This window comes from Caballeronia sp. BCC1704 (assembly GCF_902833455.1).
Taxonomy (GTDB): Bacteria; Pseudomonadota; Gammaproteobacteria; order Burkholderiales; family Burkholderiaceae; genus Caballeronia.
Window position 1 is genome coordinate 1,194,876 of the sequence record NZ_CADFFT010000002.1, and the last position, 26,933, is coordinate 1,221,808.

Annotated in this window: 23 protein-coding genes; 11 read left to right on the forward strand and 12 right to left on the reverse strand. The window is 61.6% G+C overall.

All coding sequences use genetic code 11. From position 1 onward, the window contains the following. The first annotated feature begins 53 nt into the window (after positions 1–53). Positions 54–722 (forward strand): MEDS domain-containing protein, encoded by a 669-nt coding sequence (locus tag HWX53_RS15160; protein WP_175942125.1) that lies wholly within the window; start codon positions 54–56, stop codon positions 720–722. Beyond that, a complete protein-coding gene (locus HWX53_RS15165; RefSeq protein WP_175942127.1) occupies positions 712–2,319 on the forward strand; it encodes a hybrid sensor histidine kinase/response regulator in 1,608 nt (535 codons plus the stop codon). The genes HWX53_RS15160 and HWX53_RS15165 overlap by 11 nt, the downstream gene beginning before the upstream one ends. Positions 2,320–2,334: 15 nt before the next feature. On the opposite strand, the gene HWX53_RS15170 is transcribed toward HWX53_RS15165, so the two are convergent. After that, positions 2,335–3,189, reverse strand: coding sequence for an oxidoreductase (locus tag HWX53_RS15170; protein ID WP_175942129.1), 855 nt, complete (start codon positions 3,187–3,189; stop codon positions 2,335–2,337). 404 nt (positions 3,190–3,593) lie between these two features. On the opposite strand from HWX53_RS15170, the gene HWX53_RS15175 reads away from it, so the two are divergent. Further along, entirely contained in the window at positions 3,594–4,721 is a 1,128-nt protein-coding gene (locus HWX53_RS15175; protein WP_175942131.1) for an aminotransferase class V-fold PLP-dependent enzyme, read from the forward strand. Between the two features lie 84 nt (positions 4,722–4,805). Here HWX53_RS15175 and ctaD read toward each other — a convergent pair whose 3' ends face one another. After that, positions 4,806–6,413 carry a cytochrome c oxidase subunit I gene (gene ctaD, locus HWX53_RS15180; RefSeq protein ID WP_175942133.1) on the reverse strand — a complete coding sequence of 536 codons (1,608 nt, stop codon included), beginning with the start codon at positions 6,411–6,413 and terminating at the stop codon, positions 4,806–4,808. A gap of 122 nt (positions 6,414–6,535) precedes the next feature. On the opposite strand from ctaD, the gene HWX53_RS15185 reads away from it, so the two are divergent. Further along, positions 6,536–7,009, forward strand: a complete 474-nt coding sequence (locus HWX53_RS15185) for a DUF2244 domain-containing protein (protein WP_175942135.1) — start codon at positions 6,536–6,538, stop codon at positions 7,007–7,009. A gap of 73 nt (positions 7,010–7,082) precedes the next feature. Here HWX53_RS15185 and HWX53_RS15190 read toward each other — a convergent pair whose 3' ends face one another. Continuing rightward, positions 7,083–7,277: a hypothetical protein gene (locus HWX53_RS15190; protein WP_175942137.1), complete on the reverse strand. Its 195-nt coding sequence runs from the start codon at positions 7,275–7,277 to the stop codon at positions 7,083–7,085. 184 nt (positions 7,278–7,461) lie between these two features. Between HWX53_RS15190 and HWX53_RS15195 the strand changes: the two genes are divergently transcribed. Further along, positions 7,462–7,626: a hypothetical protein gene (locus HWX53_RS15195; RefSeq protein WP_175942139.1), complete on the forward strand. Its 165-nt coding sequence runs from the start codon at positions 7,462–7,464 to the stop codon at positions 7,624–7,626. Positions 7,627–7,716: 90 nt separating this feature from the next. Here HWX53_RS15195 and HWX53_RS15200 read toward each other — a convergent pair whose 3' ends face one another. Then, complete coding sequence (locus HWX53_RS15200) at positions 7,717–8,004, reverse strand: DUF4148 domain-containing protein (protein ID WP_206468693.1); 288 nt, start codon at positions 8,002–8,004, stop codon at positions 7,717–7,719. 155 nt (positions 8,005–8,159) lie between these two features. Here HWX53_RS15200 and HWX53_RS15205 point away from each other — a divergent pair, with 155 nt between their 5' ends. Both HWX53_RS15205 and HWX53_RS15210 read left to right on the forward strand, forming a co-directional pair. Further along, positions 8,160–10,868: an ATP-dependent Clp protease ATP-binding subunit gene (locus HWX53_RS15205; RefSeq protein WP_175942142.1), complete on the forward strand. Its 2,709-nt coding sequence runs from the start codon at positions 8,160–8,162 to the stop codon at positions 10,866–10,868. Further along, positions 10,865–11,554 (forward strand): type II CAAX endopeptidase family protein, encoded by a 690-nt coding sequence (locus tag HWX53_RS15210; RefSeq protein WP_208454788.1) that lies wholly within the window; start codon positions 10,865–10,867, stop codon positions 11,552–11,554. Before HWX53_RS15205 ends, HWX53_RS15210 begins: the two co-directional genes overlap by 4 nt. Before the next feature lie 28 nt (positions 11,555–11,582). On the opposite strand, the gene HWX53_RS15215 is transcribed toward HWX53_RS15210, so the two are convergent. The 4 genes from HWX53_RS15215 to HWX53_RS15230 all read right to left on the reverse strand — a co-directional run bounded on the left by HWX53_RS15215 (position 11,583) and on the right by HWX53_RS15230 (position 17,015). Continuing rightward, entirely contained in the window at positions 11,583–12,788 is a 1,206-nt protein-coding gene (locus HWX53_RS15215) for a glycosyl hydrolase (RefSeq protein WP_175942144.1), read from the reverse strand. Between the two features lie 106 nt (positions 12,789–12,894). After that, positions 12,895–14,334 (reverse strand): efflux transporter outer membrane subunit, encoded by a 1,440-nt coding sequence (locus HWX53_RS15220; RefSeq protein ID WP_175942146.1) that lies wholly within the window; start codon positions 14,332–14,334, stop codon positions 12,895–12,897. A gap of 7 nt (positions 14,335–14,341) precedes the next feature. Continuing rightward, a complete protein-coding gene (locus HWX53_RS15225) occupies positions 14,342–15,916 on the reverse strand; it encodes a DHA2 family efflux MFS transporter permease subunit (RefSeq protein ID WP_175942148.1) in 1,575 nt (524 codons plus the stop codon). A 10-nt stretch (positions 15,917–15,926) separates the two neighbouring features. Beyond that, positions 15,927–17,015 carry an HlyD family secretion protein gene (locus HWX53_RS15230; RefSeq protein WP_175942150.1) on the reverse strand — a complete coding sequence of 363 codons (1,089 nt, stop codon included), beginning with the start codon at positions 17,013–17,015 and terminating at the stop codon, positions 15,927–15,929. A gap of 254 nt (positions 17,016–17,269) precedes the next feature. Between HWX53_RS15230 and HWX53_RS15235 the strand changes: the two genes are divergently transcribed. The 3 genes from HWX53_RS15235 (at position 17,270) to HWX53_RS15245 (ending at position 19,757) form a co-directional block, all read left to right on the forward strand. Beyond that, positions 17,270–18,640, forward strand: a complete 1,371-nt coding sequence (locus HWX53_RS15235; protein ID WP_244140124.1) for a GGDEF domain-containing protein — start codon at positions 17,270–17,272, stop codon at positions 18,638–18,640. 273 nt (positions 18,641–18,913) lie between these two features. Continuing rightward, positions 18,914–19,381 (forward strand): DUF4142 domain-containing protein, encoded by a 468-nt coding sequence (locus tag HWX53_RS15240; RefSeq protein ID WP_175942152.1) that lies wholly within the window; start codon positions 18,914–18,916, stop codon positions 19,379–19,381. Between the two features lie 28 nt (positions 19,382–19,409). Next, positions 19,410–19,757 carry a DUF4148 domain-containing protein gene (locus HWX53_RS15245; RefSeq protein WP_175942154.1) on the forward strand — a complete coding sequence of 116 codons (348 nt, stop codon included), beginning with the start codon at positions 19,410–19,412 and terminating at the stop codon, positions 19,755–19,757. Between the two features lie 309 nt (positions 19,758–20,066). Here HWX53_RS15245 and HWX53_RS15250 read toward each other — a convergent pair whose 3' ends face one another. The 4 genes from HWX53_RS15250 to HWX53_RS15265 all read right to left on the reverse strand — a co-directional run bounded on the left by HWX53_RS15250 (position 20,067) and on the right by HWX53_RS15265 (position 26,053). Further along, positions 20,067–21,158, reverse strand: coding sequence for a lipopolysaccharide biosynthesis protein (locus HWX53_RS15250; protein ID WP_175942156.1), 1,092 nt, complete (start codon positions 21,156–21,158; stop codon positions 20,067–20,069). Between the two features lie 569 nt (positions 21,159–21,727). Beyond that, positions 21,728–22,423: a phosphatase PAP2 family protein gene (locus HWX53_RS15255; RefSeq protein ID WP_175942158.1), complete on the reverse strand. Its 696-nt coding sequence runs from the start codon at positions 22,421–22,423 to the stop codon at positions 21,728–21,730. Between the two features lie 162 nt (positions 22,424–22,585). Continuing rightward, complete coding sequence (locus tag HWX53_RS15260) at positions 22,586–24,754, reverse strand: hybrid sensor histidine kinase/response regulator (protein WP_175942160.1); 2,169 nt, start codon at positions 24,752–24,754, stop codon at positions 22,586–22,588. 264 nt (positions 24,755–25,018) lie between these two features. Then, the gene (locus HWX53_RS15265; protein ID WP_175942163.1) at positions 25,019–26,053 is read right to left on the reverse strand and encodes a methyltransferase; all 1,035 of its coding nucleotides are present in this window, start codon (positions 26,051–26,053) and stop codon (positions 25,019–25,021) included. A 231-nt stretch (positions 26,054–26,284) separates the two neighbouring features. Between HWX53_RS15265 and HWX53_RS15270 the strand changes: the two genes are divergently transcribed. Beyond that, complete coding sequence (locus HWX53_RS15270) at positions 26,285–26,923, forward strand: LysE family translocator (protein WP_175942164.1); 639 nt, start codon at positions 26,285–26,287, stop codon at positions 26,921–26,923. Positions 26,924–26,933: the final 10 nt, after the last annotated feature.

Sequence of the window (26,933 nt, forward strand, 5' to 3'; positions counted from 1 at the left end):
TGTCTAGCGTATCATTGCCGCGCCCCCCTCCTATTCCCCACCAGAAGGACTTCATGCATCCGCCTAAATTGGCCGGTACGCCGCTCGACGCGTATCACGTCTGCGCGTTCTTCAACAGCCGCGACGAAGAGTACGCAACGCTCAATCCTTTCTTCAAGGAGGCGGTCGAAAATGGCGAAAAGGTCATGCATATCATCGATCCCGCTTTGATCGCCGACCATCGCGCGCGGCTCACGGCATCCGGCATCGATGCGGCGCACTGCGAGGCGTGCGGCCAGCTCGAACTCGTGCCCTGGGGCGACGCGTATCTGAACCGCGAAGGCGTGTTCGACAAAGACCGGATGCTCGCCGCCGTCGAGCACATGACGCGTACCGGCAGCGATGCGGGCTTCTCGCGTCTGCGAATCATGGGGAACATGGACTGGATATTCGCGGACATCGAGACTGCGCCGAAGCTGATCGAATACGAAGCCGAGGTCAACGAGGTGCTCGCTCGCAACCGCCAGCCGGGCATCTGCGTCTACGACATAGCGAAACTGTCGGGCGCGATGCTGATGGACCTGCTGCGCACGCACCCGATGACGCTGATCAACGGCGTCGTGCAGGAGAATCCCTTCTTCACGCCGCCTTCGCAGATGATTCGCGAGCTTAAACAGCGTCGCAGCGCCGACGCCGCGCGGCGCGTTCGTCCGGACGCCTCGCTCGAAGAGCATGACCGCTGACAGGGCAACCGATGCGCTGTCGCGGGAAGCCGCGGAGCGCAGCCTGCGTGATCTCATGGGTCTGCTCGCGCTGCCCGCGTTATGGGCAGGGCGAGATGGCCGCACGGTCATCGAGCTGATGACCGAAGCCGTCGAGCGAATCGTGCGCCTCGACATCTGCTACGCGCACGTGCCGTTGCTGCCCGACGCCCCACCCTTCGATAGCCTGCGTCTGTCCGAAGCGCAAGCCACCGCCGATACGCGCCTCGCCTGGGAGCCCGCTATCGAAGCGTGGCGGCGCATGCCCATCGGCCCGCGAGCCGTGCTGCAGGCGACGCCGGCGGGCGCGCAACGGCTCGTGCGCATGAGCATGGGCTACACGGCCGGACAAGGCAGCGTCTGGTTCGGCTCGGCCGATCCGTCGTTTCCCTCGGTGACGGACCTCGCGTTTCTCCGCGCGGCGACCTCGCTCGCGGCCACGGGTTTGCAGGCGGCGCGCGCCGCTCATGAACGCGAGACGGCAAGCCGCGCAAAAGACGAATTTCTCGCCATGCTCGGTCACGAGCTGCGCAATCCGCTCGCCCCGATCACGACCGCGCTCGGCCTCATCCGCAAACATCGCGGCGGAACCTCGGACAAGTATCACGACATCATCGAGCGGCAGGTGTCGCATCTGTCGCGCCTCGTCGAAGATCTGCTCGACGTGAGCCGCATCACGCGCGGCACCATCGAACTGCATCTGGAACCCGTGCGCATCGGGTCGGTGCTGACGCGGGCGATCGAGGCCGCGAGTCCGCTCATCGAGCAGCGCGGCCAAACGTTGTCGCTCTCCGTAACGGACGAAGGCGCGTTGATCTCCGCGGACCTCACGCGGCTCACGCAGGTCTTCGGCAATCTGCTCAACAACGCGGCGAAATACACGGATGCAGGCGGCGCCATCCGCGTCGAAGCCGTGACGCGCGCGACGGAGATCGTCGTGTCCGTGTCCGATAACGGCGCCGGCATCAGCGACGAACTGATGCCCCGCCTCTTTACCATCTTCGAGCAGGGGCGAACCACCATCGACCGCGCGAAAGGCGGATTGGGGATCGGCCTTGCGCTGGTGAGGAATCTCGTCGAACTGCACGGCGGTACGGTGACCGCAACGAGCGAGGGGCCGGCCAAAGGTTCCACCTTCGTCGTGACGCTGCCGACTGCCCCGCATGCGCTCGCGCCGGTAGACCCGTTGCCGTACGGGCAAGCGCTTCCCGACGGCAACGGCGTGCGCGTGCTGCTCGTCGACGACAACGAAGACGGTCTTTTGGCGATGGAAGCGTTTCTCACCGAGATCGGATTCGATGTCGCAACGGCGAGCCTGCCGGAGACGGGGCTCAGAGTGGCGGCGGAGTTTCGCCCGGCGTTCGCCGTGTTGGATATCGGCTTGCCGGGCATGGACGGCTATCAGTTGGCCGGGGCGCTGCAACGGCAACTCGGCGCTCACGCGCCGCGCCTTTTCGCGTTGACCGGCTATGGCCAGCCAGAAGACCGCAAGCGATCCGCGGACGCCGGCTTCGAGCGTCACTTCGTGAAGCCGGTGCAGCTCATGGATCTCGCGGAGGCGCTGCGCGTCATCGACTGACGCACTCGCGGCCCGTTACGCTTCGTTTTCGGGGAAATCCGCGCCCACCGTCGTCTTTTCCCACGTGTCGAAGTCGCGCTTGAGCATGTCGAGCTTCTTGCGCGCCAGTTCCAGCGCGGTCTTGCCGAGCAGCAGACGCAGCGGCGGCGTATCGGCAGTCGCGGCTTCGATGATGGCGTGCGCCGCGCGCACCGGATCGCCCGCCTGATTGCCGCTACGAGCCGCTGTCTGCTTGCGGCGCTCGCCCGCGGTCGCCGCATAGTCGGCGATTTCGGTCGCCGAAGACTTGATCGACGGCCCCGCCCAGTTGGTCCTGAACGGGCCGGGTTCGACGATCATCACGTCGATGCCGAGCGGCTTCAGTTCCGTCGCGAGCGATTCGGATATGCCTTCCACCGCGTACTTCGTGCCGTGGTAGTAGCCTGTCGCGGCGAAGCTGGCGAGCCCGCCGATGGACGACACGTTGATGACGATGCCGCTTTTCTGCGCCCGCATGACGGGCAGAACCGCTTTGGTCATATCGACGAGACCGAACACATTGGTTTCAAACATGTCGCGCACCACGTCGTCTTCGCCTTCTTCGATCGCCGCAAGGTAGCCGTAACCCGCGTTATTCACGAGCGCGTCAATGCGGCCGAAGCGCTGCATCGTCTGCTCGACGGCGTTCTTGATCTGTTCGCGGTTCTGCACGTCGAGCGGCAGGACGATCGCGCGATCTTCATGCCCTTCGACGATGTCCTGCACCTTCGACGGATCACGGGCCGTCACGACCGCGCGCCAGCCGCGTTCGAGCACCGCGTTCGCCAATTCGCGGCCGAAGCCCGTTGAACAGCCGGTAATCAGCCAGACGGGATTGTCCCGGTTCATCATGTCCAGACTCCTTTCAGATGGAAAGTTTCGATGGAAGCGTTCGATGAAGACAGCAGAAGAGTCGAGCATGCGACGGAAGTTCATCGCCGCGCATGTCGGGTAAGAGCCGAATTCATTCTAGCGGCGGTCGCGGATTAACGCAGGGATCATGCCGGGCGGGTAATGTTGTCTGTCTCCATAATCGTTAGTATGTCTATCTATTCGCGGTCAGTCGATCGCTCGCATCGAACCTGAACGAAGTCTTCGATAGATGTATGCTCGATAGGTTGAACTCACGGCTTTGCGCGGAGGCATCCGTCTTGCGATCAAGCCCGCGAGCAGCGCCATCAACCGCCGTGCATGCCGCACGCGGCTTTCGTTAGAATGAATTGAATCCCCTATTTCTGCCAGTGCAGGAGGCAAGCGTGTCAGGTTTACTCCCCGATGTGGACCCCGAGGGACTCCTCGAATATTCAGTCGTTTTCACCGACCGGTCACTCAATCACATGTCGCAGCGCTTTCAGGGCGTCATGCGCGACATCTCGGCCTTGCTCAAACAGGTCTATCACGCGCATTCGGCCGTCGTGGTTCCCGGTAGCGGGACCTTCGGCATGGAAGCCGTCGCGCGTCAGTTCGCGACGAACAAGAAGTGTCTCGTCATTCGCAACGGCTGGTTCAGTTACCGCTGGACGCAGATATTCGACATGGGCAGCATTCCGTCCGAGTCCGTCGTGCTGAAGGCGCGTCCCGTGCAGCAAGGCAGGCAGGTCCCGTATGCGCCGCCGCCTGTCGATGAAGTCGTCGCGGCCATCGCCGAGCACAAGCCGGATCTGGTCTTTGCCCCGCATGTCGAAACGGCATCCGGCGTGATGCTTCCCGACAGTTACTTGCGTGCCGTGTCGGACGCAGTGCATGCCGTCGGAGGCATGTTCGTGCTGGATTGCATCGCCTCCGGCACCGTGTGGGTCGATATGCAGGCAAGCGGCATCGACGTCCTGCTTAGCGCGCCGCAAAAAGGATGGAGTGCGTCGCCGTGCTGCGCGCTCGTGATGCTCAGTCCTCTCGCGCGCGAACGGATCGAAGCGACGACGAGCACCAGCTTCGCCTGCGACCTGCGCAAGTGGTTGCAGATCATGGAAGCCTACGAGAAAGGTGGCTTTGCCTATCACGCCACGATGCCCACGGACAGCCTCGAAACGCTGCGCGACGCGATGAAGGAAGCCGAGTCGTACGGCTTCGACAAGGTACGGGCGGAGCAACTCGAGCTCGGCCAGCGCGTGCGCGCGCTATTGGCCGAGAAGGGCTTCAAGAGCGTGGCGCCGGAAGGTTTCGAGGCTCCGGGGGTCGTCGTCAGCTACACGGACGACGACGGCATCCGCTCCGGGCAGAAGTTCGCGGATGCAGGCTTGCAAGTGGCGGCGGGCGTTCCGCTCATGTGCGACGAACCCGACGATTTCAAGACCTTCCGCATCGGGCTATTCGGACTCGACAAACTGAACGGTATAGATGCTGCCGTGGCCCGAGTGGCCCGCGCGCTGGAACAGATCGTCTGACCTACCTCTGACGTCATTGCGGCGAACTCATGATGCTTCATGGGTTCGCCGCTTTCGTTTACAACTGCGCCTTCGCGCCCCGCATCACACCACGGTGGGCGGCGTCTCGAACGTGTGATACGGCGCGGGACTCGGCACCGTCCATTCGAGGCCCTGCGCCCCATCCCAGGGCGACTCGGCGACGGGCTGCGTACTACTGCTTCGCATATAGGTCGGCAACGCGACGAAGAACAGGAAGTACACCTGCGCCAGTCCGAATGTGAACGCGCCGATGGTCGCGATCTGATTGAAGTCAGTGAATTGCGCCGGATAATCGGCATAGCGACGCGGCATGCCGGCCAGCCCGAGAAAATGCATCGGAAAGAAGGTCACGTTGAAAGAAATCATCGTGACCCAGAAATGAATCTTTCCGCGCGTCTCGTTGTAAAGACGGCCGGTCCATTTGCTCGACCAGTAATACCAGCCGGCAAAGAGCGCGAATAGCGACCCCGCTACCAATACGTAGTGGAAGTGCGCGACGACGTAATACGTGCCGTGCAGCGGGATATCGAGCGGTGCCATAGACAAAATCACACCCGTGAATCCGCCGATCGTAAAGACGAAAATGAATCCGATGGCGAAGAGCATCGGCGTCTCGAACGTAAGCGAGCCGCGCCACATGGTGGCGGTCCAGTTGAACACCTTCACGCCTGTTGGAACCGCAATGATCATGGTCGCGTACATGAAGAACAGCTGGCCGGACACCGGCATGCCTGTCGTGAACATGTGATGCGCCCAGACGAGAAACGACAGCACCGCGATGGACGACCCCGCATAGACCATCGAGCTATAGCCGAATAGCGGCTTGCGCGAGAACGCCGGCACGACTTGCGAGATGATGCCGAAGGCCGGCAAGATCATGATGTACACCTCGGGATGCCCGAAGAACCAGAACAGATGGATGTACATGACAGGATCGCCGCCGCCTGCTGCATTGAAGAACGTGGTCCCGAAGTGCCGGTCGAACAGCACCATCGTGATGACGCCCGCGAGCACCGGCATTACCGCGATCAGCAAGTAGGCAGTGATGAGCCACATCCATGCGAAAAGCGGCATCTTCATTATCGTCATCCCCGGCGCGCGCATGTTCAGGATAGTGACGATGATGTTGATCGCGCCCATGATCGACGACGCGCCCATGATGTGAATCGCGAAGATGGTCAGGTCCATGCCCGCGCTCTGTTGCACCGACAACGGCGCATACATGGTCCACCCCGCCTGCATCGCGCCGCCCGGCAAAAAGTACTGCCCGATCAGCAGCACAGCCGCCACCGGCAGGAGCCAGAACGAGAAGTTGTTCATGCGGGCGAACGCCATGTCGCTTGCGCCGATCTGGAGCGGAATCATCCAGTTCGCGAAGCCGACGAACGCGGGCATGATCGCGCCGAAGATCATCACGAGACCGTGCGAGCTGACCAGCTGATTGAAAAACTCGGGCCGGAAAAATTGCAAGCCAGGCTGAAAGAGCTCGGCGCGAATGGCGAGCGCCATGGTTCCGCCCACCAGAAACATAAAGAACGAGAACGCGAGGTAGAGCGTGCCGATGTCCTTGTGATTCGTGGTGAAGAGCCATCGTCGCAGGCCGTGAGGAACGTGGTGCGAGTCGGAATGCGGAACTGCGGGATCTGCGATCGAGTGATGAATGTCGGTCATGGCGCTCTCCAGTGGCGCTCAGAACGAGCATTCGGCATGCCGTTGCATCGCGTTTTATCGCACTGCATGGGACTGCGGATTGCTTTTCAATCGCCGACATGCCGACATCTCGTGGAGCGCATATGGCCGACACCCAGTCCCCGCGACAATGGCTTCTTTACCGCCGTTCGTCGTGCAGCCCGGCGTCGTTCGCTATCGCGTGCGCGGGCCTTTCTGTTATTCCGGTCGCGTTTGCTTCGACCATGCATGCGTTGAACGGATGTGTTCTCTTCTACGGCGCCGCGCTCGTTCACGCTTGCGCGATCTGGTGCTGCTTTTTCGTCTATGCGCGGCATGCGGTGGATGGCGAACTCGTGACCTTGCTGGACGATGTACTGGTCGTCGAATCGATATGTGGCAAGCGTAAGCGCACGCATCAGTTCAACACGCAGTGGGTGACGTTGCTTGTCGCGCAGAACGGCGCAGGCGTACGACTGTTCGTTCGCAGCGCGGGCGAGACCGTGGAATTAGGCCGCTACGCAACGCAGGGCCACCGCTTGCAATTCGCGTCGGAGTTTCAGCGCATCGCGCGATGCGAGCGCCATGCGCATCCATGATCAGACGGCAATGCGTGGCACTCGCGTGCGTGTGGCCACGTCAAAGAGCGGCCACACGCGCTAACACAACGCGTCATTCGCCTTTCACGGACGCCGCGCCGTCTTCGTTACTGCCACCTTCCCGACGCTGCACGCCGGCACCTTCGGTCCCGCCTATCGTGTCTTCCTTGCTGGACAATTCGACGAGCCCTTCTTCCTCTGTGATGTCCGACGTCTCGACGGCTCTCGGGTTGCCGGGTCCCGACGGGCTATTCGCGTGTCTGGCCATGACTGACTCCGTTTGGTTGATGGCAGGGCCGCCGCCTGGCAAAGCGCCCTCCTTCGCTATTTCAAAGTAGTAATCGCGCAGGCGGCCAACGAGCTCGCAATGCCTATGCCCAGCTTCTGGCGATCACGGCTTCGACGGGCATGACGCATGCGGCGCTATTACTCTCAATCAACGGAGCGTGACGATGAACGAGCAAACTTCTGGAGAGCAGAAAAAGCAGCCAAGCGAGACCGAGCGCGAACGAGCGCGCGAAGAACGACAGCAGACCGAAGTGGACGGGGCGTCGGATAGAAGCGGAAGCGGCAACACGCTCGGCGATGGCAGCAGCAATAAGCAGGGACAAGCATAGTCGCTTGCGACGGCGCGGGACGAACGATAGGTCACTCGCACGTTCTCGCGCAAGTCGCAACCGCGGGTGAGAGTGAATACAACGCGTCTCTTACTGCGTCTTCGCAGCGTCACTCGCTGCGCAAGTGTCGACGCCTTCGAGCCCTTGCGCGCGCTTCTTCGCCGCGAGCCGGGCCTGCGCGAGTTGCAGGTTACGCGGGTAATAGAAGTCTTCTTCCCACGGCTGATAGCCGACGCTCTCCAATTCCCGAAGCTCGCACTGCGCCCGCGCGCGAGTCATGGGCGCTTGCTGAGTCGGCGTTTGCGCCAATGTAGTAATAGACAACGCGATCGTTAAGCCTCCAGCGAACGCTTGTAAGCCAGTCAAGAAACGCTTCATCGTACTGCTCCGGCATGAGTGTCCTCGTCGAGCAATAGACGGACCGCGTCGGCTGCGCCCCTAGCGCTGCGATGTCAGCGGGTACGAACGTTGCGCGCCCTCGAAGTCTGCGCCCATGCGCGTCCTTCACTTGTTCAGAGACAGGGAAACGAACCATGCCTCATATGTGCGATGTATGCGGCGCCCGACCGGCGACCGTTCGATTGGCGGTCCTGCGCGATGGCCGCCGGCACGTCCTGAATGTCTGCGACTTTCACTATGCACAACTGACGCGACATCAGCGCGCGTTATCACCCTTCGAAGCCCTCTTCATGAGCGACACGCCCGGCCAAGCCGAGGCGGCGCCGCAGCACATATCGCCCGAGCGCGAGACGAGCGCGGAAGGCGTCGGCATCGAGCGCTATCTGAGCGACAGCGCGAAAGAAATGCTCATGCGCGCCGCTGAACGCGCCGTGCAGTTCGGGCGTACGGAAGTCGATACGGAGCACCTTCTCTACGAGCTCGCCGATAACGCGGTCGTGCAATCGATGCTGAAGAACATCGGCATCGACGCGAACGAAGTGCGCCGATTCATCGACGCCAACGTGCAGCGCCGGGAAGGCGTGCCGCCGCCCGCTGGCGGCGCGATAGGCGTATCGCCCCGCCTAAAGAGCGCGTTGGACCGCGCGTTCGTTGCCTCGCGTCAGTTGAGGCACAGCTACATCGGGCCTGAGCACTTGTTGATCGGCCTGTCCGAAGTGCCGGACAGCTTCGCCGGTCAATTGCTCGGCAAGATGAGCGTCGATGCGCAGGCGCTGCGCCGGCTGACGACGCAAACGGTCGGCGCGGGCGGTCCGCCGAACAAGGATGGTCCACCTTCCCGCACGCCGAATCTCGACAAGTTCAGCCGCGACCTGACCGCGCTCGCACGCGAAGGTCATCTCGATCCCGTGATCGGCAGAGCAAGCGAAATCGAAACCATGGTGGAAGTTCTCGCCCGTCGGCGCAAGAACAACCCAGTGCTGATCGGCGAGCCGGGCGTCGGCAAAACCGCGGTCGTCGAAGGTCTCGCGCAACGCATGATCGGCGGGGATGTGCCCGAGTCGGTGCGCGATAAGCGACTCATCGAGCTGAATGTGAATTCGATGGTCGCGGGCGCCAAGTATCGCGGCGAGTTCGAAGAGCGCGTGAAGCAGGTCATCGACGAAATCACGGCTAACCGCGAGACCCTGCTGCTGTTCGTGGACGAGGTGCATACGCTCGTCGGGGCGGGACAGGGCGGCGGCGAAGGCGGACTCGATATCGCCAACGTGTTCAAGCCCGCGATGGCGCGCGGTGAACTGAACCTGATCGGCGCAACGACGCTCGCCGAGTATCAAAAGCACATCGAGAAAGACGCAGCGCTTGAACGACGCTTTCAACCCGTGCTGATTCCCGAGCCGAGCGTCGCGCAGACCATCAACATTCTTCGCGGCTTGCGCGACCGCCTCGAAGCGCATCACAAGGTCACGATTCAGGACGACGCCATCGTCGCCGCAGCGGAGTTGTCGGATCGCTATATCAGCGGGCGCTTTCTGCCGGACAAGGCGATCGATCTCGTCGATCAGGCGGCGGCGCGCGTGAATCTATCGGCCACGTCGCGGCCCGCTGCCATTCTCGAACTCGAGTCCGAACTTGCTCAACTGCGCCGCGAACAGGATTACGCGGCGTCGCGCAAGCAGTATGACCGTGCGCACGCGCTCGATGCCGAGATCGCCGGCAAGCAGAAAGCCTTCAACGATGCGACGGACGAATGGAAGAAGCGCATCGGCACGAACACATCCAATGTGACGGTGACGCAGATCGCCGAGATCGTCGCGACGCTCACGGGCATTCCCGTCACCCAGTTGACCGAGCAGGAGCGCGAGCGGCTGCTGAATATGGAGGCGCGCCTGCACGAGCGCGTGATCGGCCAGGAGGAAGCCGTGCGCGCGGTCAGCGACGCGGTGCGCCGTGCGCGAACGGGTCTTCAGGGACGCAACCGGCCGATCGCCGTCTTCCTCTTTCTCGGCTCGACGGGCGTGGGCAAGACCGAACTCGCGAAGGCGCTGGCAGAAGTGGTATTTGGCGATGAAGACGCCATGCTGCGTGTCGACATGAGCGAGTACATGGAGCGTCACGCGGTGTCGCGGCTGATCGGTTCGCCACCGGGCTACGTAGGCTATGAGGAAGGCGGGCAACTGACCGAGCGCGTGCGACGGCGCCCGTATAGCGTGATTCTTCTCGACGAAATAGAGAAGGCGCACGCCGATGTCTATAACGTGCTGCTGCAAGTCTTCGACGACGGACGACTCACGGACGGCAAAGGACGGGTCGTCGATTTCAGCAACACGTTGATCATTGCGACCAGCAACCTCGCGTCGGACGTGATCGGGGGACAAAGGCGCGCGACGCTCGGCTTCACGAGCTCGGACAGCGACGCGGACGACTCCGTGCGAAGCGGCGTGATGAACGTACTGCGCCAGCATTTCCGGCCTGAGTTCCTGAACCGCATCGACGACATCATCCTGTTCAAGTCGCTCGGGCGCGAGGAAATCCGGCAGATCGTGCAATTGCAACTGGAGCACGTCAAGCGCATGGCGCACAGTCAGGACATCGACCTGGAGTTCGACGCATCGGTTGTCGAATACCTCGGCGAAGCCGGATACCGGCCGGAATTCGGCGCCCGAGAATTGCGCCGGCAGATTCGCCAATTGATCGAGAATGAATTGGCGAAAGAGATGCTGAAGGGCGATATCGTCGAAGGTGCGCGCGTGCGATGCGCGTACGATCGTGAAGCGCGACGCATTGTGTTCGATGCCGAGCGCAAGACCGCCGCCGACCTCGGCACACCGCCGACGCCGTGAGTAAGCTGGAGGTGGGTGAGCAATCGCGCCAACGATATGAAACCCGCTCACGGCCCCTTGCCTTATGGGCGGAATTCGTCGCGCTGTATGTGGGCTTGCCCATCTTCGTCCGGATCACGCGACGAACTGCGATACTGCTTGCCGTGATCTGGCTCGCGCCCGTTTTCATTCACTACTTCGAGCGCCGCCGGAAGCCGTCGGTCTACGAGAACGACTGGAACTGGCGCGGCCTACGTGCGGGACTACGAGCCGTGCTGCTGCGCTTCGCCGTGCTTGCGTGTCTTGTCGTGCTCGCCGTGTGGCACTTCACGCCACATGCATTGCTGTCTTTGCCGCGCGAACATCCCGGTACCTGGCTGCTAGTGATTCTGCTATATCCCGTCTTGTCCGTGTTGCCGCAAGAGATGATTTTCCGCAGCTTCCTGCTGCACCGCTACGCGCCGCTATTCGGCGTCGATCGAGGCTATATCGCCGCGTCCGCGTTGGCTTTCGGCTATGCGCATCTGATCTTCCTGAACTGGGTCGCGCCCGCGATGACGGCTATCGGCGGCGCATTATTCGCCGCGACGTATCGAGACCGCCGCTCGCTCGCACTGTCCTGCTTCGAACATGCGCTGTACGGCTGTCTCGTGTTCACTGTCGGTCTGGGTCAGTACTTCTACTCGGGTTCCGCTTCGCAACACTAATCAGGTGTCCGAACGACATCGCGTCGGGTCAAACCGGGTTGGCCGCAACAAAATTCTTGAACACGGCGTATGCCGGATTCCTCGTCACCCCGTCCTCCTGAATGAGACCGTAGTCCGAGTCGATCACGGCGTACATCATGATGGACTGAATGTTGTACTTGTCCTTGATCGAATGATATTGCGCCAGTGCACGGCCGGTATAGGCGGCGGCTTGCTCGGGCGTGTCGTTCGCACCGGACCAGCCCCACTCCGTGAGCCAGATAGGCACATTGAACGAGTCTTTCAGCACTTGCAGCACGTCCACGCACGCGTGATAGCGGCCGCCGCATTGAATGTCGCCGGAGCTCTCGTACCAATGATAGGTCGTGAAGTCCCACCGCAACGAAGCCGCGCCGCTCACGCCCTGCGCCGAACCGTCGGGGGAGATGCCGTTCCACAGCATTTGCAGCGCGCGATAAGCCATCGGAATGCCGACGTTGACGCCGCACTGAATGGATGGGTCCACCGAGCGCACGCCGTCGACCATGCCACGCAGCACGCCGCGAAACGAAGGCCAGCACGCCGGGTTCCAGTCCGCCGAAGAACTGCCATCGCCGCCGATCTTCAACGGCACGTCGAGCTCGTTGCCGCATTCGATGTACTTCACGAGCCCTTTGAGCGGCTTTGTGCAACGCACGGCCATGTCATAGCCGAGCGAGTACGCAGCCGCTTCCGTGCTGTGCGGGTCCCACTGCGCGGAAAGCGGATTCAGCACTGGCAGGATCGACACGCCGCTATTGGCAAACGGCCCTTGCAACGCGTCGGCGAGCGTGGTCGCCATACCGCCGCCCGCGATGTCGCAGCGGTAGTTCGTCACGCCCAAGTCTTGCAGAATGGCGAGTTGCGCCGCGGGCGACATCGTGTGATAGATGCCGGTGCCATAAGCCATATGCCCGTTGATGCCGTAGAAAAGGCCATTGGACGCGGACGTAGCGGAGCGCGTGGCCGGGCTGCTGGTCGAATCGACGCCAGAAGCACTGGCGGTCGGTGCCGATGCGGACGGGTTCGTCGCCGCGCCCGCGGTGCCGGCGACCGGTGAATTGCTGGGGCCGCCTCCGCCGCCGCAGCCGGCGAGCACGGCGCTGCCGGCCGAAGCCAGCATCATCGCGAGAAACGAGCGGCGACCGAGCGTGCGAGCGGATGCCTGCGAGTTGTGGGAAGGCGCAAAGCGCGTAGCGTCGTCGTGAGCGGGCATGGCCGTAAAAGGTGGCGTTGATGCCCGCGTTTACGGCGACGGCGAGTGTGCTCTTTAGTGGACTTTTGCGCTTCGCGCAGAGAGAGTTCGACGACGCATGGCGGTTTTACCGACGCATCGCTGTCTGAATGGGACCATCGTCATTCGTCACGCTCCACCCACCGCCCAGCGAGCGATACATCGCCACCGCCGCAAGCGCGTGTTCGCGGCGCGACTGATTGAGCGCGTCCGCATCGCGCAGATAGGCTTGCTGCGCGTCGAGGACATCGAGAAAACTCGCCGCGCCGCCTTTATACAGCTGCGTGGAAAGCGCGAGCGATTTTCCGGACGCGGCGAGCGCATCGCTCAGACGCGCCGTCTGATCGCTGCTGCTGACAAGGTCGCTGCGCGTGTCTTCAACGTCCTTCAACGCCTGAAGCAGCGTCTGACGCAGGTTCAGTTCGGACTCGCGCATCCGGCTTTCGTTTTGCTCGATCTCTGCGGTAATGCGGCCCGCGTTGAAAATCGGGCTCGTTGCGCTCAGCGCCGCCGAGAACAGGTTGTCGGTGAGCGTCGGCAAGCCGAGATACGATGATGCGAGCAAGCCGTCCGTCAGCCGCAGCGAGAATCTCGGATAACGCTCCGCGCGCGCGACGCCCACTTCGGCGGCGCGCTGCTGAACCTGCGCATAGGCGATGAGCACATCCGGACGATGCAGAAGCGCATCCGATGGCAGCATCTGCGGCGCGCCTTCCGCAGGCACCGGTATCGCGGGCGTGGGCCCTGCATCGGCGAGCAACAACGTATCGACGGATTCCGGCGTGCGCCCCGCATAAAGGGCGATCAAGCTCAACTGATGCTGAATGGTCGCGTTCGTGCGCGGAATGCGCGCTTGCAGATCGCTCAACTGATTCTGCGCGCGTGCGACATCGAGTTGCGTCGAGAGACCGTATTGCAAGCGGCGCTGCGTGAGTTTCAACGCGCGTTCGCGGATGACCAGGTTATCCTGAAGTATCTTCAGCTCCGCTTGCGCCCACCGCAGGTCCACGTAAGCGGATGCCGTATCCGCCGCAAGCGCGAGCCTGATTTGATCGGCCGCATGCTCTCGCCCGACAAGTTGGGCCTGCGATGCAAGCAGCTCGAGCCGCTCGCCGCCGAACACATCGGGCGTCCAACTCAGTGCGAGACCGAATCCCGCCTGGCGAACGTAGCCCAACGGCGGCGGTGTGTTCTGCCGCGCATCCGAAGCGCCCGCGTTGGCATCTAACTGCGGCAGGAGCGCGGCGCGACGCTGGGTCGTCAACGCTTGCGCCTGCTTCACGCGCTCGACGGCGGCTTGCACATTCAAATTGCTGTCGAGCACGGATGCGACGAGTTCGTGCATGACGGGGTCGTTGAACTGAGTCCACCACGTCGCGGCATCCGTGTCGGCCTTCGGCACGTTCACGCTCCAGTCGGCCGGCGCGGTAGTTCGCACCGTGGCGGGCAAGTCGGCGTGGGTGGCGGGCTGCACCGCGCAGGCGGCGAGCGCGACCGTCATTAGTATCGCTAAATATCTGCTTTTCATAATTGCCTCAATGCGCTTCCGATGACGGCGGTGCGCTGCCGATAGGTCGCGCGAACAGGACGCTGACGATCCCCACGAGAAAGCACAGCGCGAGCACGTAAAAGCAGTCGGCGAACGTCAGCACGAGCGCCTCGCGCAACACGATCGCGTTGAGCGATGCGAGACCGGCCTGCGTCGCGTCCAGAGCATCGCCTGCAACGGCCGCGAGATGCGCGGAACTGCGCGCGAGCACGTCTTCGATGGCGGGCCGGCCGATGGTCACGTTTTCGGCCAGTCGCAGGTAATGCAGATTCAGCCGGTCGTTGAGCATGGTCGCGCTCACCGCGATACCGATCGCGCCGCCGAGATTGCGCATGAGATTGAACAAGCCGCTAGCCGACTTGAGACGCGATGGCGGCAGCGAACCGAGCGCCATCGTCACGATGGGCGGCACCGCGAATTGCTGGCCGATGCCTCGCAAGGCCTGAGGCAGGAGCAGTTGCTGCCAGCCCCAATCGTTCGTCAGCGGGGTATAGAAGTAGCATCCCAGCCCGAAACAGATCAGGCCAAAAACGAGCAGCACGCGCATGTCGATGATTCGCGATGCGTAGCCGTACACGCCAATCGACGCCAACTGGAAGCATCCGACCGACAACAAGGCAATGCCGATCTGCAATGAATCGAAGCCGCGCACGCGACCGAGAAACACCGGCGTAAGAAAGACCGAAGTAAAGATGCCGATGCCGGTCACGAACGAAAGCAGACTGCCGATACCGAAGTTGCGCACGGACAGCGCCCGCAAATCGACAATCGCATCCTTCGCCGTCAACGCATGGACGATGAAGAGGAACCCGCAGATCGCCGAAATCCATGCGCACACGATGATGGCGCCATCGCCGAACCAGTTCTTGCGCGGTCCTTCTTCGAGCACGTATTCGAGGCATCCGAGAAACCCTGACATGAGAAGGATGCCTAAATAGTCGCCCTTCTTCAGCAGAGAAAGGTCGGGCTTGTCGATATGCACGTATTTCGGCACGAGCACGGCGACGACCAGACCCGGCACGAGATTGAGATAGAAAAGCCAGTGCCAGGACCACTGGTCGGTAATCCATCCGCCGATGACCGGACCGATGGCGGGCGCCAAAGAAGCGAGCGCGCCGATGGTCGTCGACGCAATGATCCGCTGCTTTCCGGGAAAAAGGACGAACGCGGTCGTGAACACAGTCGGAATCATTGCTGCGCCGAGCGCGCCTTGCAGGCCGCGAAAGAGGATCATCGAGTCGATGTCCCATGCGAGGCCGCACAGCATGCTCGTCACGGTGAAGCCGATGGCCGACGCCGCGAAGAGCCACCGCGTCGAAAACACTTTCGAGAGCCAGCCGGACATGGGAATGACGAGGATCTCCGCGATCAGATACGACGTCTGAACCCACGACAGTTCGTCCTGGCTGGCGGACAGTCCGCCGCCGATATCCTTTAGCGATGACGCGACGATCTGGATATCCAGCGTCGCCATGAAAAAGCCGAGGCACATGAGCGCGAATGCAAAGACGCGCTCCCTTACCGGCGCTTCGGCGGGATTGTCGAGCACATGTCGATTCATGGTGCGCGCCTTAACCGTTGTGCTTGCGAAGGTGGACTTTCACCGTCGCGGACAAGCCGGGGCGGAGCACCGACTCTGCGCCCTTCGGCACGTCGAGCCGAATGCGCACGGGCACACGCTGGACGATCTTCGTGAAGTTGCCCGTCGCGTTCTCGGCGGGCAACACGCTAAAGGTGGCTCCGGTCGCGGGCGCAAGACTTTCGACGTGGCCAGTGAACGGAATGTTCGATGCATCCAGTTCCACATCGGCGTCGTCACCGGCACGCATCTTCTTGAGCTGGTCTTCCTTGAAGTTCGCATCGACCCAGAGGCCGGTCGCGGGCACGATGGTGAGTAACGATGTGCCGACATTCGCCAGCACGCCGACGCGCGCCGTGCGATTGCCGACATAACCGTCCACGGGCGAGCGGATGGTCGTGTAATCGACGTTCAGTTGCGCCACGCGCCGCGCGGCTTCGGCGGTCGCCACGCGGGCCTCTGCATCGGCGATCTGCGCGTCGATCACGGACAATTGACGCTTGGCTGCGACGAGCGATGCCCCGCTCTTGTCGACCGACGCCTGCGCCTTGCTGTAGTCGGCATCGGCGCGTTCGACAAGCTGATTCGACACGGCGTCATCCTTCACGAGTGCACGATAACGCACGCGGTCCTGTCCGCTACGCGTGAGTTCGGCCGTCGACGCGCGAACTTCCGCCTGAGCCTGACTGATCAAAGCGGCCTGCAACGCATCCTTTGCGCGCAGTTCCTCGACGGCTGCGCGGGCACTCGATACTTCCGCATTCGCCTGCGCGAGACGTGCGTCGTAATCGCGGGCATCGAGACGGACGAGGACCTGGCCCGCGCTCACGCGTTGGTTGTCCTGCACGAGAACGTCGGTCACGAAGCCGTTGACCTTCGGCGCGAGCACCGTGACATCGCCGCCGACGTAGGCGTCGTCGGTCGTTTGCAGGAAACGCAGAACGAGGACCCAGTACGTGAGCGCCGCGACGAGTACGGCCGCGACCACACCGAGCGCGAGCAGCATCCAGGGAATACGTCGCGCGGGCCGGTCGAGCGCCGGCGCGGTCGTCGATGGGAGTTGAGTGGAAGGCGTCGTCATATCGCTTTTAGTGCATATGCACTGAATGTCGGACAAAATGGCAGCGGTCGCTGCTTCGATAGCCCAGGAGCGTATCTGTGCATATACACGATGTCAAGCCGCACTTGCGGCACGAGACAAATGTCAAGGCGACAATAATGATGCGCGGCGCTTTCCAAAAAGAGCCAAGGTGATTGAATGGTTCTCAATCTCCGACGCGGCTAGCGGGACTCGCAGCCCTCTAAAGTTTCGGCTTCCGGAGCCGATAACTGACGTTGACCGACGCAAGTGGACAGTGTCTCTTCGGTAGCACGTGGAGAGACTCACCGCCACTTGCTGTCGAGACGGCTACCTCGCCCACGCTTGTCTGCGCTTGCAAGCCGCAAGGCTTCAAAGCGGCAACATCACGCACAGAAAACCCACTTCATTCGCGCACCGACAAGCCCATCATGCCCACGTTCGACTTACGTACCGTCCTGCTGATGGCATCCGTGATGCCTGGGCTCATGGCTCTGGTGATGTTCTCTATCGGCAGAACGTTCCCCAGAACGATTCTGGGGGTTGCACATTGGGCGCAAGGCTCATTGCTTTTTTCTGCCGCCGCTTTCGTGATGGCATTGCGCGGTGCGTTGCCGGACTGGCTGTCCGTCGTCGTCGGCAATGCATGTATCGTCGGGAGCATCGGACTTTGGCTGATCGGTACCCAGCGCTACCTGGGTCGTCCACCCTTCATCCGCACCATTGCAGCGTTGGCATTCGTGGACGCAGTCAGTCTCAGCTGGATGACGTGGGTGCACTTCACGCCTTACGGGCGGGCCCTGTTTACCAACGTGATTCTCACGCTGCTTTTCGCGCGCCTCGCCTATGAGTTGCTGCGATTCGGCCGGGACGATAGCGGAGCGAAGGTCGTCGGCACGTTGTTCGCATTCGAGACCGTCATCGCGTCGGCGAGAGTGCTCACGTCGCTGCAACCGGGCGCGTCGCACGAGGGACTGTATGCGCACGACCGCATGCAGATGGTCTATTTGAGCAGTGGCGCATTCATGTCGTTGAGCATTACCGTCGGTTTCATGCTCACAGCCGTGAACCGCCTCAGGGTGCATCTCGAGGAATTGTCGCGCATCGACCCTCTTACTGGCCTACTGAATCGTCGCGCTCTGCTGGGCGCTCACACGATGTCGCGAGAAGCACCGCGCAAGGTCAGGCGATACCTGTCGCTCTTGCTGATCGATCTGGACCACTTCAAGAAAATCAACGACACCTACGGTCATTCGATGGGTGACGACATCCTCGTGGATTTCGCGCGACGCGCAAGTCTTTCGCTTCCGCCAGAGGCACAGTTCGCACGCTGGGGCGGAGAGGAGTTCGCCGTGCTCTTTCCGTGCGACAGCCTTCACGAGCCATTGCGCCTTGGACACGCATTGCAGGAGCGAATCGCAGGCGCGAGTGAATCGGCCTTGCCTTCCTATACGTGCAGCATCGGAATCGCTTATCTGGGCGCTGCCGACGCGAGCATCGAGCAGTTGCTCAAGCAAGCCGACGAGGCGCTGTATCGCGCCAAAGACAATGGCCGCAATCGCGTTGAACTCGCGCGGGAAGTTCTTCCGGTTAGCGGCTCCCGCATGCTCGATGCAGTAAAGCCGTAACTGTCGCGGTCACACCAAAGGCAACCACTCGTGATGCGTTGAGCGCGCCTGTGGACCGCGCTTTGCTGCGCTGACTGTCACTACCGCTAAACCCAAACGGAGGGCGCGATGTGTCAGGAATCTACAGCGCCAGAGCAACTGGCATTTCACCGCGATATGGATGCGAACGCGTGCGTGAGTAAGCCGCATCTGACGATATCGCGGCCACACAGTCGGGGGATTCTTGCGACCCTCGTTTGCGCGACTGCGTTCTCAGCCGCGGGCTGCCGTCTAATGCAGTCGGACGCCCAAGTCAGCACCGCCGACCAACAGTTCATGCTGACCGCCGCGAGCGTCGGCAAAGCCGAGATCGATCTCGGCAAGCTGGCGTCCGAGCGAGGCGGTTCACCGGAAGTTCGCGAGTTCGGGCAGAAAATGGTCGCCGAGCATACGCGCATCAACGGCGAGTTGTCCCAGATCGCGGACGAGAAACACGTGCGCTTGTTACAGGCGATGGACCCGGCAAACCGCACGCTCTACGACGAACTCGGAACCATGACGGGACCCGCCTTCGACCGCGAATATGCGATTGCGCAGGTGCATATCCATCAAATGGGCAATGCGCTTTATGCGAGCGAGGCGCAGCATGGCGAAGACGCGCAAGTGAGAGCCTTTGCGGCGCGAGGCGTGCCGATCGGAGAAAATCATCTGCAACATGCTTCTCACCTGCTGCAAGGCTTGCCGACATCGTCGGCGCAGTAGTCGGTGCATCACGGCGTGGAGAACTTGCATGGCTCATAAAGAGAGCTCACTTGGCCGGGCCGGTTTGCTACCGGGCTGGCACTGCTTTCGCAAACGCGCGACGGCTGGCTTCGCTGTCGTCTGCACTCTGACGCTCGGTCTGCTAACGCCTCTGAACGTACGCGCCGCTTCGCCGGCCGACTCGAAAGATTCCACGCGCGAGCAAGTCCGCTCGGATCTCGACCGCTATCGATGCGCAGGGTACAACCCGATCGCCGACGAGATCACCTACCCCAACGATATCGATGCGGCGCGGGCGCGATTGCAGGATCCCGGCTGCTTCAATCCCGACGCCGCCTCCAAAACGGCGCCGCCCTCGAACAAGCAATCGAAGTAGCAGGCGCGACCATGCGACCTTGCATATGCATAGGACCTTTGGCTGACGGCCGCGCTCGCGACTGCTTGACGTCTCTCGCTCTTCTTGCGCGAGTAGGGTTTTCGCTAGAACGAAAGTGCGGGACGCACGGGCGCTTCACACCGAGCAGCGGCTGAGACTCATAGCTTCACTTCTATGAAAGCCGCGATTGCGTTTCCCGCTTGTCAGTTGCGTTGAGAAAGCACCGTTCTCACACGACACCTCAGCGACCCAGCGATGCGGTCATTCAGAACGCCCAAAACAAAAAAGGGCCCGGAGGCCCTTTTCGATTTACTTCGGGTGCGTTGCGATGAAGCTCTTGACCGCCGTGAAAGCCGGCTTCTGCGTCTTGCCGTCGCTCTGCATCAAGCCATACGCGCCTTCGCTGTCGTCATACATCTCGAAAGCCTGAATCGACTGGATGTTGTACTTGGCCGCGTTGTTGTAGAACTGCTGCATCATCAGGTTGCCGGTCATGTACGACGCAATCGACGAGTAGGTGCCGTAGGTCGGGCGAACGCCGTACTCGTTGATCCAGATCGGCTTACCCATCGACTGAAGCACGCCCAGGACGTCGTGGCAACCGGTGTTGCCGCAGGCATGGGTCATGTCGCCTTGGTCGGAGTACCAGTGCCACGCCGTGATGTCCCAGCTGACGGTCGGGTGACCATGCGTGCCGTCCGGCTGCGAGCCATCCGCCAGCATCTGGAAGAACGCGGTGTGCTTCCACGTCCCGTCGACGATGATCTTCGCCGAGCTGTTGACCGACTTCACGCCGGCGATCATGCCGCGGATCGCGCCGCGCGCAATAGTGAACGGCTGATTGCTGTACTGATTCCAGACATTGCCGTCGTAATTGCCGGCGAGCGTGTGGGCTTCCATTTCGTTACCCACTTCGTAGTACGTATAGTTGTACGTTTGCGCCGTCTGCTGGCCGAGCGTGTAACCGGCGTTGTAGGCCGCCTGCTCGCTGTTGTAGTTCAGGCCGAGCATGATCACCGGATAAACCTGAATACCGCCTGCGGCGAACGTCTTGGCAACCGTCGCGACGACCTTCGCGGAAGCCTGGCTGTAGACGTCGTTGCGGTAGATCTTCACGCCGAGGCTCTGAAGCTGCGCGAGCTGCGTTGCGTAAGCGGTGCTGTCGTATGCGCCGCCGTTCGTGATGTGACCGTTCACCCCGTAGAAAATCGAGCCCGTGGTCGCGGCCTTATCGGTTGCCTCCGGCACATCGGCGGACTTGTTCGTTGCGGCGTCGACAGCAGCTTCTCCACCGCCGCCGCAGGCCGCGAGCAGCGCGCTCAGGACGACCGCGGTTGCCAACGTTGCAGCCTTCGACTTAGCGAGGAAACTCAGGGATTGCGTAGCTTGATTGTTGTTCATGATCACTTGGCAGTACTAAGGAGCGAGCATTCGCTCGCAGAGTTGAAGTAGGTTGCCGGCAACACATGCCGACGACCAAGAACGTATTTCGCTTACTGGGGAACCGGTTCGGTCGCACTGCGTTGAACCGGCCGTCGAGCTATGCCTGGTTCCTATCGCGCTGGCGTTGACGCCAGCAAACGATTGCCTGCCGAGGAAGGCCGATGACCGCGCCACTCGTGGTCACCGATGCAAACTGGTCCAAGGGTATTACTTACCGACTGCTTCTGCGTGCCGCTTCGTTTAAGGCATCCTTTTCCGAATCGGTCAGCACGGAAGCAAGGTTATCGTCTAATGAGATGGCTGTAAACACACATTTCAGAAAAAAATTCGTCTGAAATCATTCAGCAGGAAGAAACTTCCGAAACGCGTATTTCTGACACGCCGACACACGCTCGTCGCAATCGAAGCCTTCGCACATGCGTTATTTCGCGGCGCAAGCGGTGACTATTAGGGTAATTGAGTATTCTTATGACGAACAGAAGGCCGTAGCAGACCTAAAGGAGCGCATTAGACGGATCGCCGATACCCTAAAGCGCTTTGTGTAAAGCAATCGCCAGCAGTCGCGGCTCATCGAACATCGTTGCGAGTTCGAAGAAGAAAAGGAAAGCGAGCATAGCTGCTGTGCCCGGTCGTCGATAGATCAGGCTCACGATACGCGGCGCGAAGCGTCTTCTCACGGTGGCCCGGGTCACGAAGATGACGACAGCCGTGCCGATTAGCGCGCCCGCCACCACATCGGTCGGATAGTGCAGACCCAGGTACACGCGAGGCAAACAGATCAACAGAAGGCACTGCACAATCGCCAGTACACCGACCCATCGCCAGACGAGAAAGATGCCGACCGCGACCGACATCCACAGTGCGGCATGGTCGCTAGGGAATGAACTCCACAGTCGCAGATGATTGCTCGCCTGGCTCGCGCCGGGAAAGCTGGAAGCTAGACTCGGGCTATACATCGGCCGAAGTCTGAACGGCAAGACGAGCGCAAGAAGGCGTCCGACGACGAAGGCCAGCAGCGCAGACATCACGATTGCGACCACCATTTCTCGACGGTAGCTCAACGTACTGCCCTGCTTGAACCAGAGTGCCCACAGAATGGCGAGCGGAACGAGTCCCTTGAACAGATAGAATTCGGCCACGACGCCGACCGCGTGAGCGAATAAGCCCGAGGAAGGCAGAGCATGAAGCAGCCAAAGTTGAATTGACGAGTCGAGAGCGTTCACGCGATTCTGTCTCCGTATGTTCTATTTTTTTCGACACGAGTGGCAATGCATGCTCCGACGCTTGAGCTCATGAATCGCCTAAGGCGGCCCAGGCATAGGCGGCGCGAACTCTGTGTCTTATGCGTTGATTTACCCCGCGCCCCTCCGTTGCGCCGGCCTTGATCAACTGCGCACGCAGTTCTTCACCACCGATCGCAGTTCGTTGATGTCGAATGGTTTCGCAAGGATAACAACATCGGCATCCGATGCGCGCCTCAATTCCTGCGCATAGCCGGTCATGAGCGCGATCATCTGGTCCGGCCAACGGTCTCGAACGTATTCGGCAAGGTCAAGGCCATCGCGCTTACCCGGCATTTGTACGTCCGAAAGCACGAGGTCAGCGCGGTATCCGCTTTCCAGCAGGGCGATCGCACTATCTGCCGTCAACTCATGGCGCACGCTGCAACCCAAGACGTCGAGCACGGCGGCAATGCCATCCGCTACGCTCTGGTTATCTTCGACGAGAAGCACGCTCACGCCGGAAGCGAGCACGTCTGCGGCCTCCTCCGGCAGCGGCTCCGCAGCAGGCTCAGCGCAACCCTCTTGGCCCTCGATACGCGGAAGGTAGACGCTGATGGTTGTCCCGCGGCCCGGCTCGCTTTCTATGCGTGCCGTGCCGCCCGACTGCTCGCATGTCGCCATGACTTGCGCAAGCCCCAGCCCGGTACCGGCGCCCTTCGCCTTCGTAGTGAAGAGCGGCTCGAACGCGCGGCGCAGCACGGCATCGGTCATGCCTTTGCCGGTATCGGTAAAGCGAAGAAGAACATAGTCGCCGGGCAGCAAGTCGAAGGTTCGTTCCGTAAGTGTGATGGATTCGCATCGCACCGTGAACTTGCCACCGTCGGGCATGGCGTCTTTCGCGTTGACGCAAAGATTGATGACGGCCGCTTCGAGTTCCACGGGATCGACCATGACGCTGCTAAGTCGACCAGTCAGTTGGAGATCCAGTACCAGCTGCTCGCCTAGCGACGTCTCGATGAGATCGCGCATGCTTTCGATCCATTCGCAGACGTTCACGCATTCGAGTTTCACCGGCTGCTTGCGCGCCACGCTCATCAGCCGACGCGCGAGTCCTTGCGCGCCTTTCGCCGCATGCTGAACCGCCAACACTTCCTTCTCGAGATCCGTATAGTGCTTGCGTCGCGCCAGTTCCACGTTGGCGTTCACGACCATCAAGAGATTATTGAAGTCATGCGCGACGTTGGCCACGAGATTGCCGAGCGCGCCCGTGCGACGCAGTTGTCGGTTCGATTCTTCGGCGGACACGCGTCGGCTGACTTCGGCATGCCAGTTGCGCCACGCGACTTCCTCTTCACCGAGCCTTCGCAACGACATCCAGAGCAGTACCCATACGACGACGCATGGAACGAGCAATATGGTCGTGATGGCGATCAGATTCGCGCGCCATTTAGCGGCGATGAAAGCGGTCTCGATGCCTGCCGTGACATAGAGCGGATAACCGCGCACCCGCCGGTACGCAAGCACCCTATCGCGGCCATCAACCGGTGAAACTGAAAGCAGATGCCCGAACCGCGCGTTTGCTTCAATCGCATGCTTGACTCCGGAGTCCGCCGCCGAAGTCGTATGAGGCCGCGAGTTCGGGAAGCGCGCCAGGATTCCACCATCAGCGCGATACAGGCCGATGAGAACGAACGGCTCGTCGCCAGTGAGTTCCCGATAGAAGTCCAGAAAGTACTGTTGCCGCAGCGCGATTGCGAAAACGCCGAGCGACCTGCCCGCTTTATCTACCCATGAAGTGCTTACGGTGAATACGTTGCTACCGGTAAGGAAGCCGGGTTGCGCTAGCGAGACATGAGGTTCGCCGTGTGCGTTCGACGCCGCCTGTAGCGTCTCGCTGCCGCTGATCGACACGTTCGGAACCGGATAGAAGCGGCTACTCGCGAGCAATTGCCCCGTTGCGCTATAGACCGCGGCGCTCGCTATCTGCGGAAAGCGGCCGACAATCGCGTTGAGCGATTCATGAATGGTGTGTTCTTGACGGGCGATCCAGTCAGGTCGCTGCTCGCCCATGAGTTCGGCGATGCGGTCGAGCACCTCTGCGTTGAGTTCCTGCACGGTCGCAGCCTGCTCTTCCGCGACTCGCGTGAGGCGATCCACTTCGTCGAATGCTTCGGATAGTCTGCGATGGTAGTCGAACCAGGCGTACCCGCAGACGCAGAGAAAAGGACCGAGTACTGAAATGACCGCGAGAAGGACGATAATCGCACGCGTCGCCGCAAAGTTTCGATGCGGCGGCGGCAGCTCCAGAGAGACTTCGTCTTCTTCGTCCATTGTGCAATCCGTCCTTGCACAGACGCGCGTGAGTTCGGCTCACGCTCCAACGAAATATCGTCGAGCGCGAACACCTCGATATTCCGACTATATAGCGATTTGAGCAGTCAGACGATACTTGCGAGCAACGACGAAGCAGCGGCGCACCTCTGCCGCTTGTCGAGCGTTGTATCGCGGGGAAGGAAGGAAGTGAAGGCGTCGAGGGGACAAACGCAACGCGAACGGCGGCCGTTTCTCTCTGCCGACCCCCCGACCGCGGTTGCGTTATTTGTAGCCGATAACCATGGAATCGGGCCCGACGAGATGCTCGACGCGTATGTTGCTAAAGCCGGTCTGTTCCATCCATTTGCGGCATTGCGCGCCGGTGTAATCGAAACCGCCCGGCGTCTCGATCAGCATGTTCAGGCTCATCAGCAAGCCGAACGCATTCTCGCGGCGCTCGTCGTCGATGACCGCGTCGTAGACGATAAGCGCGCCGCCCGGCGGCAACGCCGCATGGCATTTGGCGAGAAGATCGAGTTTTTGCGGCAGCGCCCAGTCGTGCAGGATGTGCCCCATCACGAGCACATCCGCCGACGGACATTCGTCCTTGAAGAAGTCGCCCGGATAGAAGCGCAGCCGGTCGCTCAGGCCATGTGCAGCGACGTACTCCTCGTATACCGGGCCGACGGCCGGCAAGTCGAAGCCTCCGCCCGTCAGATGCGGATGCGCCATCGCCACTTGCACGGGCAGCGCGCCCTGCGCCGCGCCGATATCGATAAACGTGGTGTAATCGCCCCACGGAAACTTCTGGGCAATGGCGCGAGCCGTACCGAGACTCACGCCCGTCATGCCCTGAAGGAAACCGCGCAACGACGCCTGATCGCGATAGATCGCGTCGAACGGGTTGCCGCCGTGCTTCGCTTCGTTTTGCGGCAGACCGGTCATGAGCGCTTCGGTCAGCGCGCCCCAGAAGGGATAGAGTCGCGCGTTCGCCATCTCCAGCAATCCGCCGACATAACAAGGCTTCGACCTGTCGAGAAAGAGATCGGTGTCGGCCTTATTGCTGTAGACGGTGCCATCACGGTCGAGCAAGCCTAGCGCGACGAGCGCATCGAGGAAGTCGCTCGCTGCCCGTGGATGCAGCCCGAGGGCTTCGGCCAGCTCCGCCCCTTCTCGCGGACCGGACGCCAGCTGTGTGAAGACGCCGAGTTCGACCGCAGACAGCAGCGCCTTTGACGCCCAGAAGCCCATGCCTATTTGTAGAAGCCTCTCGGGAGAGGGCTGATCGGTGGAGACGGGCGACGGCGCCTTGTTCATATCGCATCCTTCGTTCGATGAGAAATAACGTAAGGGGTGCTAAGGCCGGCTGAAAGCACAGCGTCCACTGTAGGCGCTGCGCCGTTGGTGATCAAGCGATGTATGTGTGCCGCCGCGCAGAGCGCACAGGCATCGCGGCCGAACTGGCCCGTGCCGCCCGCAATGGATTGTCTCTGTTCAGACAGGTACGGTCTGCGGAAAACTCGACCGGACCGACCAGAGGAATCCGCCATGACCGCACAGACCTTCTTCGACGCCAACCTGCTGCTCGCCTGGTCGGCTTATTTCGTGGGAACGGCCAGCCCCGGGCCGAGCAATCTGGCGATCATGTCGATTGCGAGCACATCCGGCAGGCGCGCGGCCCTGGCGTTCGCGGCGGGCGTCATGTCCGGCTCGTTGACGTGGGCCGTGCTCGCCGCGCTGGGCCTGTCGGCCGCGCTTGCCGCGTATTCCGGCTTTCTCGTGGCTGTGAAGTTGTGCGGCGGGGCGTATCTGCTGTGGCTCGCGGCGAAGTCGGCTCGCGCCGCGTGGCGCCCGCCCCTGCGCCCCGCTTCACGACATGCTCCGGCACCGGACGCGCGCCGGCTCTATGCGCGCGGCGCGCTTTTGCATCTCACGAATCCGAAAGCCATTCTCGTGTGGATGTCGATCGCCGCGCTCGGCTCATCCACCGCAACGCCGCCGATGCACACGTTGACTGTGGTCGCGGGGTGCCTGTGCATCGGCATGAGCGTCTTCGGCGGGTATGCGGTCTTGTTCTCGATGGCAGCGCCGCGCCGCCTGTACGCGCGCATGCAGCGCTATCTCAATGCGTGCCTCGCGTTGCTCTTCGGCGCAGCGGGCATCCGCTTGCTGATGTCGCGCGTCTGAACTCCCGCCA

Excerpts from the sequence above, each read along its gene's own strand:
- HWX53_RS15190 (WP_175942137.1), bottom strand. The coding sequence starts at position 7,277 with ATGGCCAGACACGCGAATAGCCCGTCGGGACCCGGCAACCCGAGAGCC.
- HWX53_RS15215 (WP_175942144.1), bottom strand. The coding sequence starts at position 12,788 with ATGCCCGCTCACGACGACGCTACGCGCTTTGCGCCTTCCCACAACTCG.
- ctaD (WP_175942133.1), bottom strand. The coding sequence starts at position 6,413 with ATGACCGACATTCATCACTCGATCGCAGATCCCGCAGTTCCGCATTCC.
- HWX53_RS15205 (WP_175942142.1), top strand. The coding sequence starts at position 8,160 with ATGCCTCATATGTGCGATGTATGCGGCGCCCGACCGGCGACCGTTCGA.
- HWX53_RS15195 (WP_175942139.1), top strand. The coding sequence starts at position 7,462 with ATGAACGAGCAAACTTCTGGAGAGCAGAAAAAGCAGCCAAGCGAGACC.
- HWX53_RS15160 (WP_175942125.1), top strand. The coding sequence starts at position 54 with ATGCATCCGCCTAAATTGGCCGGTACGCCGCTCGACGCGTATCACGTC.
- HWX53_RS15200 (WP_206468693.1), bottom strand. The coding sequence starts at position 8,004 with ATGAAGCGTTTCTTGACTGGCTTACAAGCGTTCGCTGGAGGCTTAACG.
- HWX53_RS15230 (WP_175942150.1), bottom strand. The coding sequence starts at position 17,015 with ATGACGACGCCTTCCACTCAACTCCCATCGACGACCGCGCCGGCGCTC.
- HWX53_RS15245 (WP_175942154.1), top strand. The coding sequence starts at position 19,410 with ATGGCTCATAAAGAGAGCTCACTTGGCCGGGCCGGTTTGCTACCGGGC.
- HWX53_RS15260 (WP_175942160.1), bottom strand. The coding sequence starts at position 24,754 with ATGGACGAAGAAGACGAAGTCTCTCTGGAGCTGCCGCCGCCGCATCGA.
- HWX53_RS15185 (WP_175942135.1), top strand. The coding sequence starts at position 6,536 with ATGGCCGACACCCAGTCCCCGCGACAATGGCTTCTTTACCGCCGTTCG.
- HWX53_RS15225 (WP_175942148.1), bottom strand. The coding sequence starts at position 15,916 with ATGAATCGACATGTGCTCGACAATCCCGCCGAAGCGCCGGTAAGGGAG.
- HWX53_RS15220 (WP_175942146.1), bottom strand. The coding sequence starts at position 14,334 with ATGAAAAGCAGATATTTAGCGATACTAATGACGGTCGCGCTCGCCGCC.
- HWX53_RS15240 (WP_175942152.1), top strand. The coding sequence starts at position 18,914 with ATGCAGTCGGACGCCCAAGTCAGCACCGCCGACCAACAGTTCATGCTG.
- HWX53_RS15165 (WP_175942127.1), top strand. The coding sequence starts at position 712 with ATGACCGCTGACAGGGCAACCGATGCGCTGTCGCGGGAAGCCGCGGAG.
- HWX53_RS15170 (WP_175942129.1), bottom strand. The coding sequence starts at position 3,189 with ATGATGAACCGGGACAATCCCGTCTGGCTGATTACCGGCTGTTCAACG.
- HWX53_RS15250 (WP_175942156.1), bottom strand. The coding sequence starts at position 21,158 with ATGAACAACAATCAAGCTACGCAATCCCTGAGTTTCCTCGCTAAGTCG.
- HWX53_RS15265 (WP_175942163.1), bottom strand. The coding sequence starts at position 26,053 with ATGAACAAGGCGCCGTCGCCCGTCTCCACCGATCAGCCCTCTCCCGAG.
- HWX53_RS15270 (WP_175942164.1), top strand. The coding sequence starts at position 26,285 with ATGACCGCACAGACCTTCTTCGACGCCAACCTGCTGCTCGCCTGGTCG.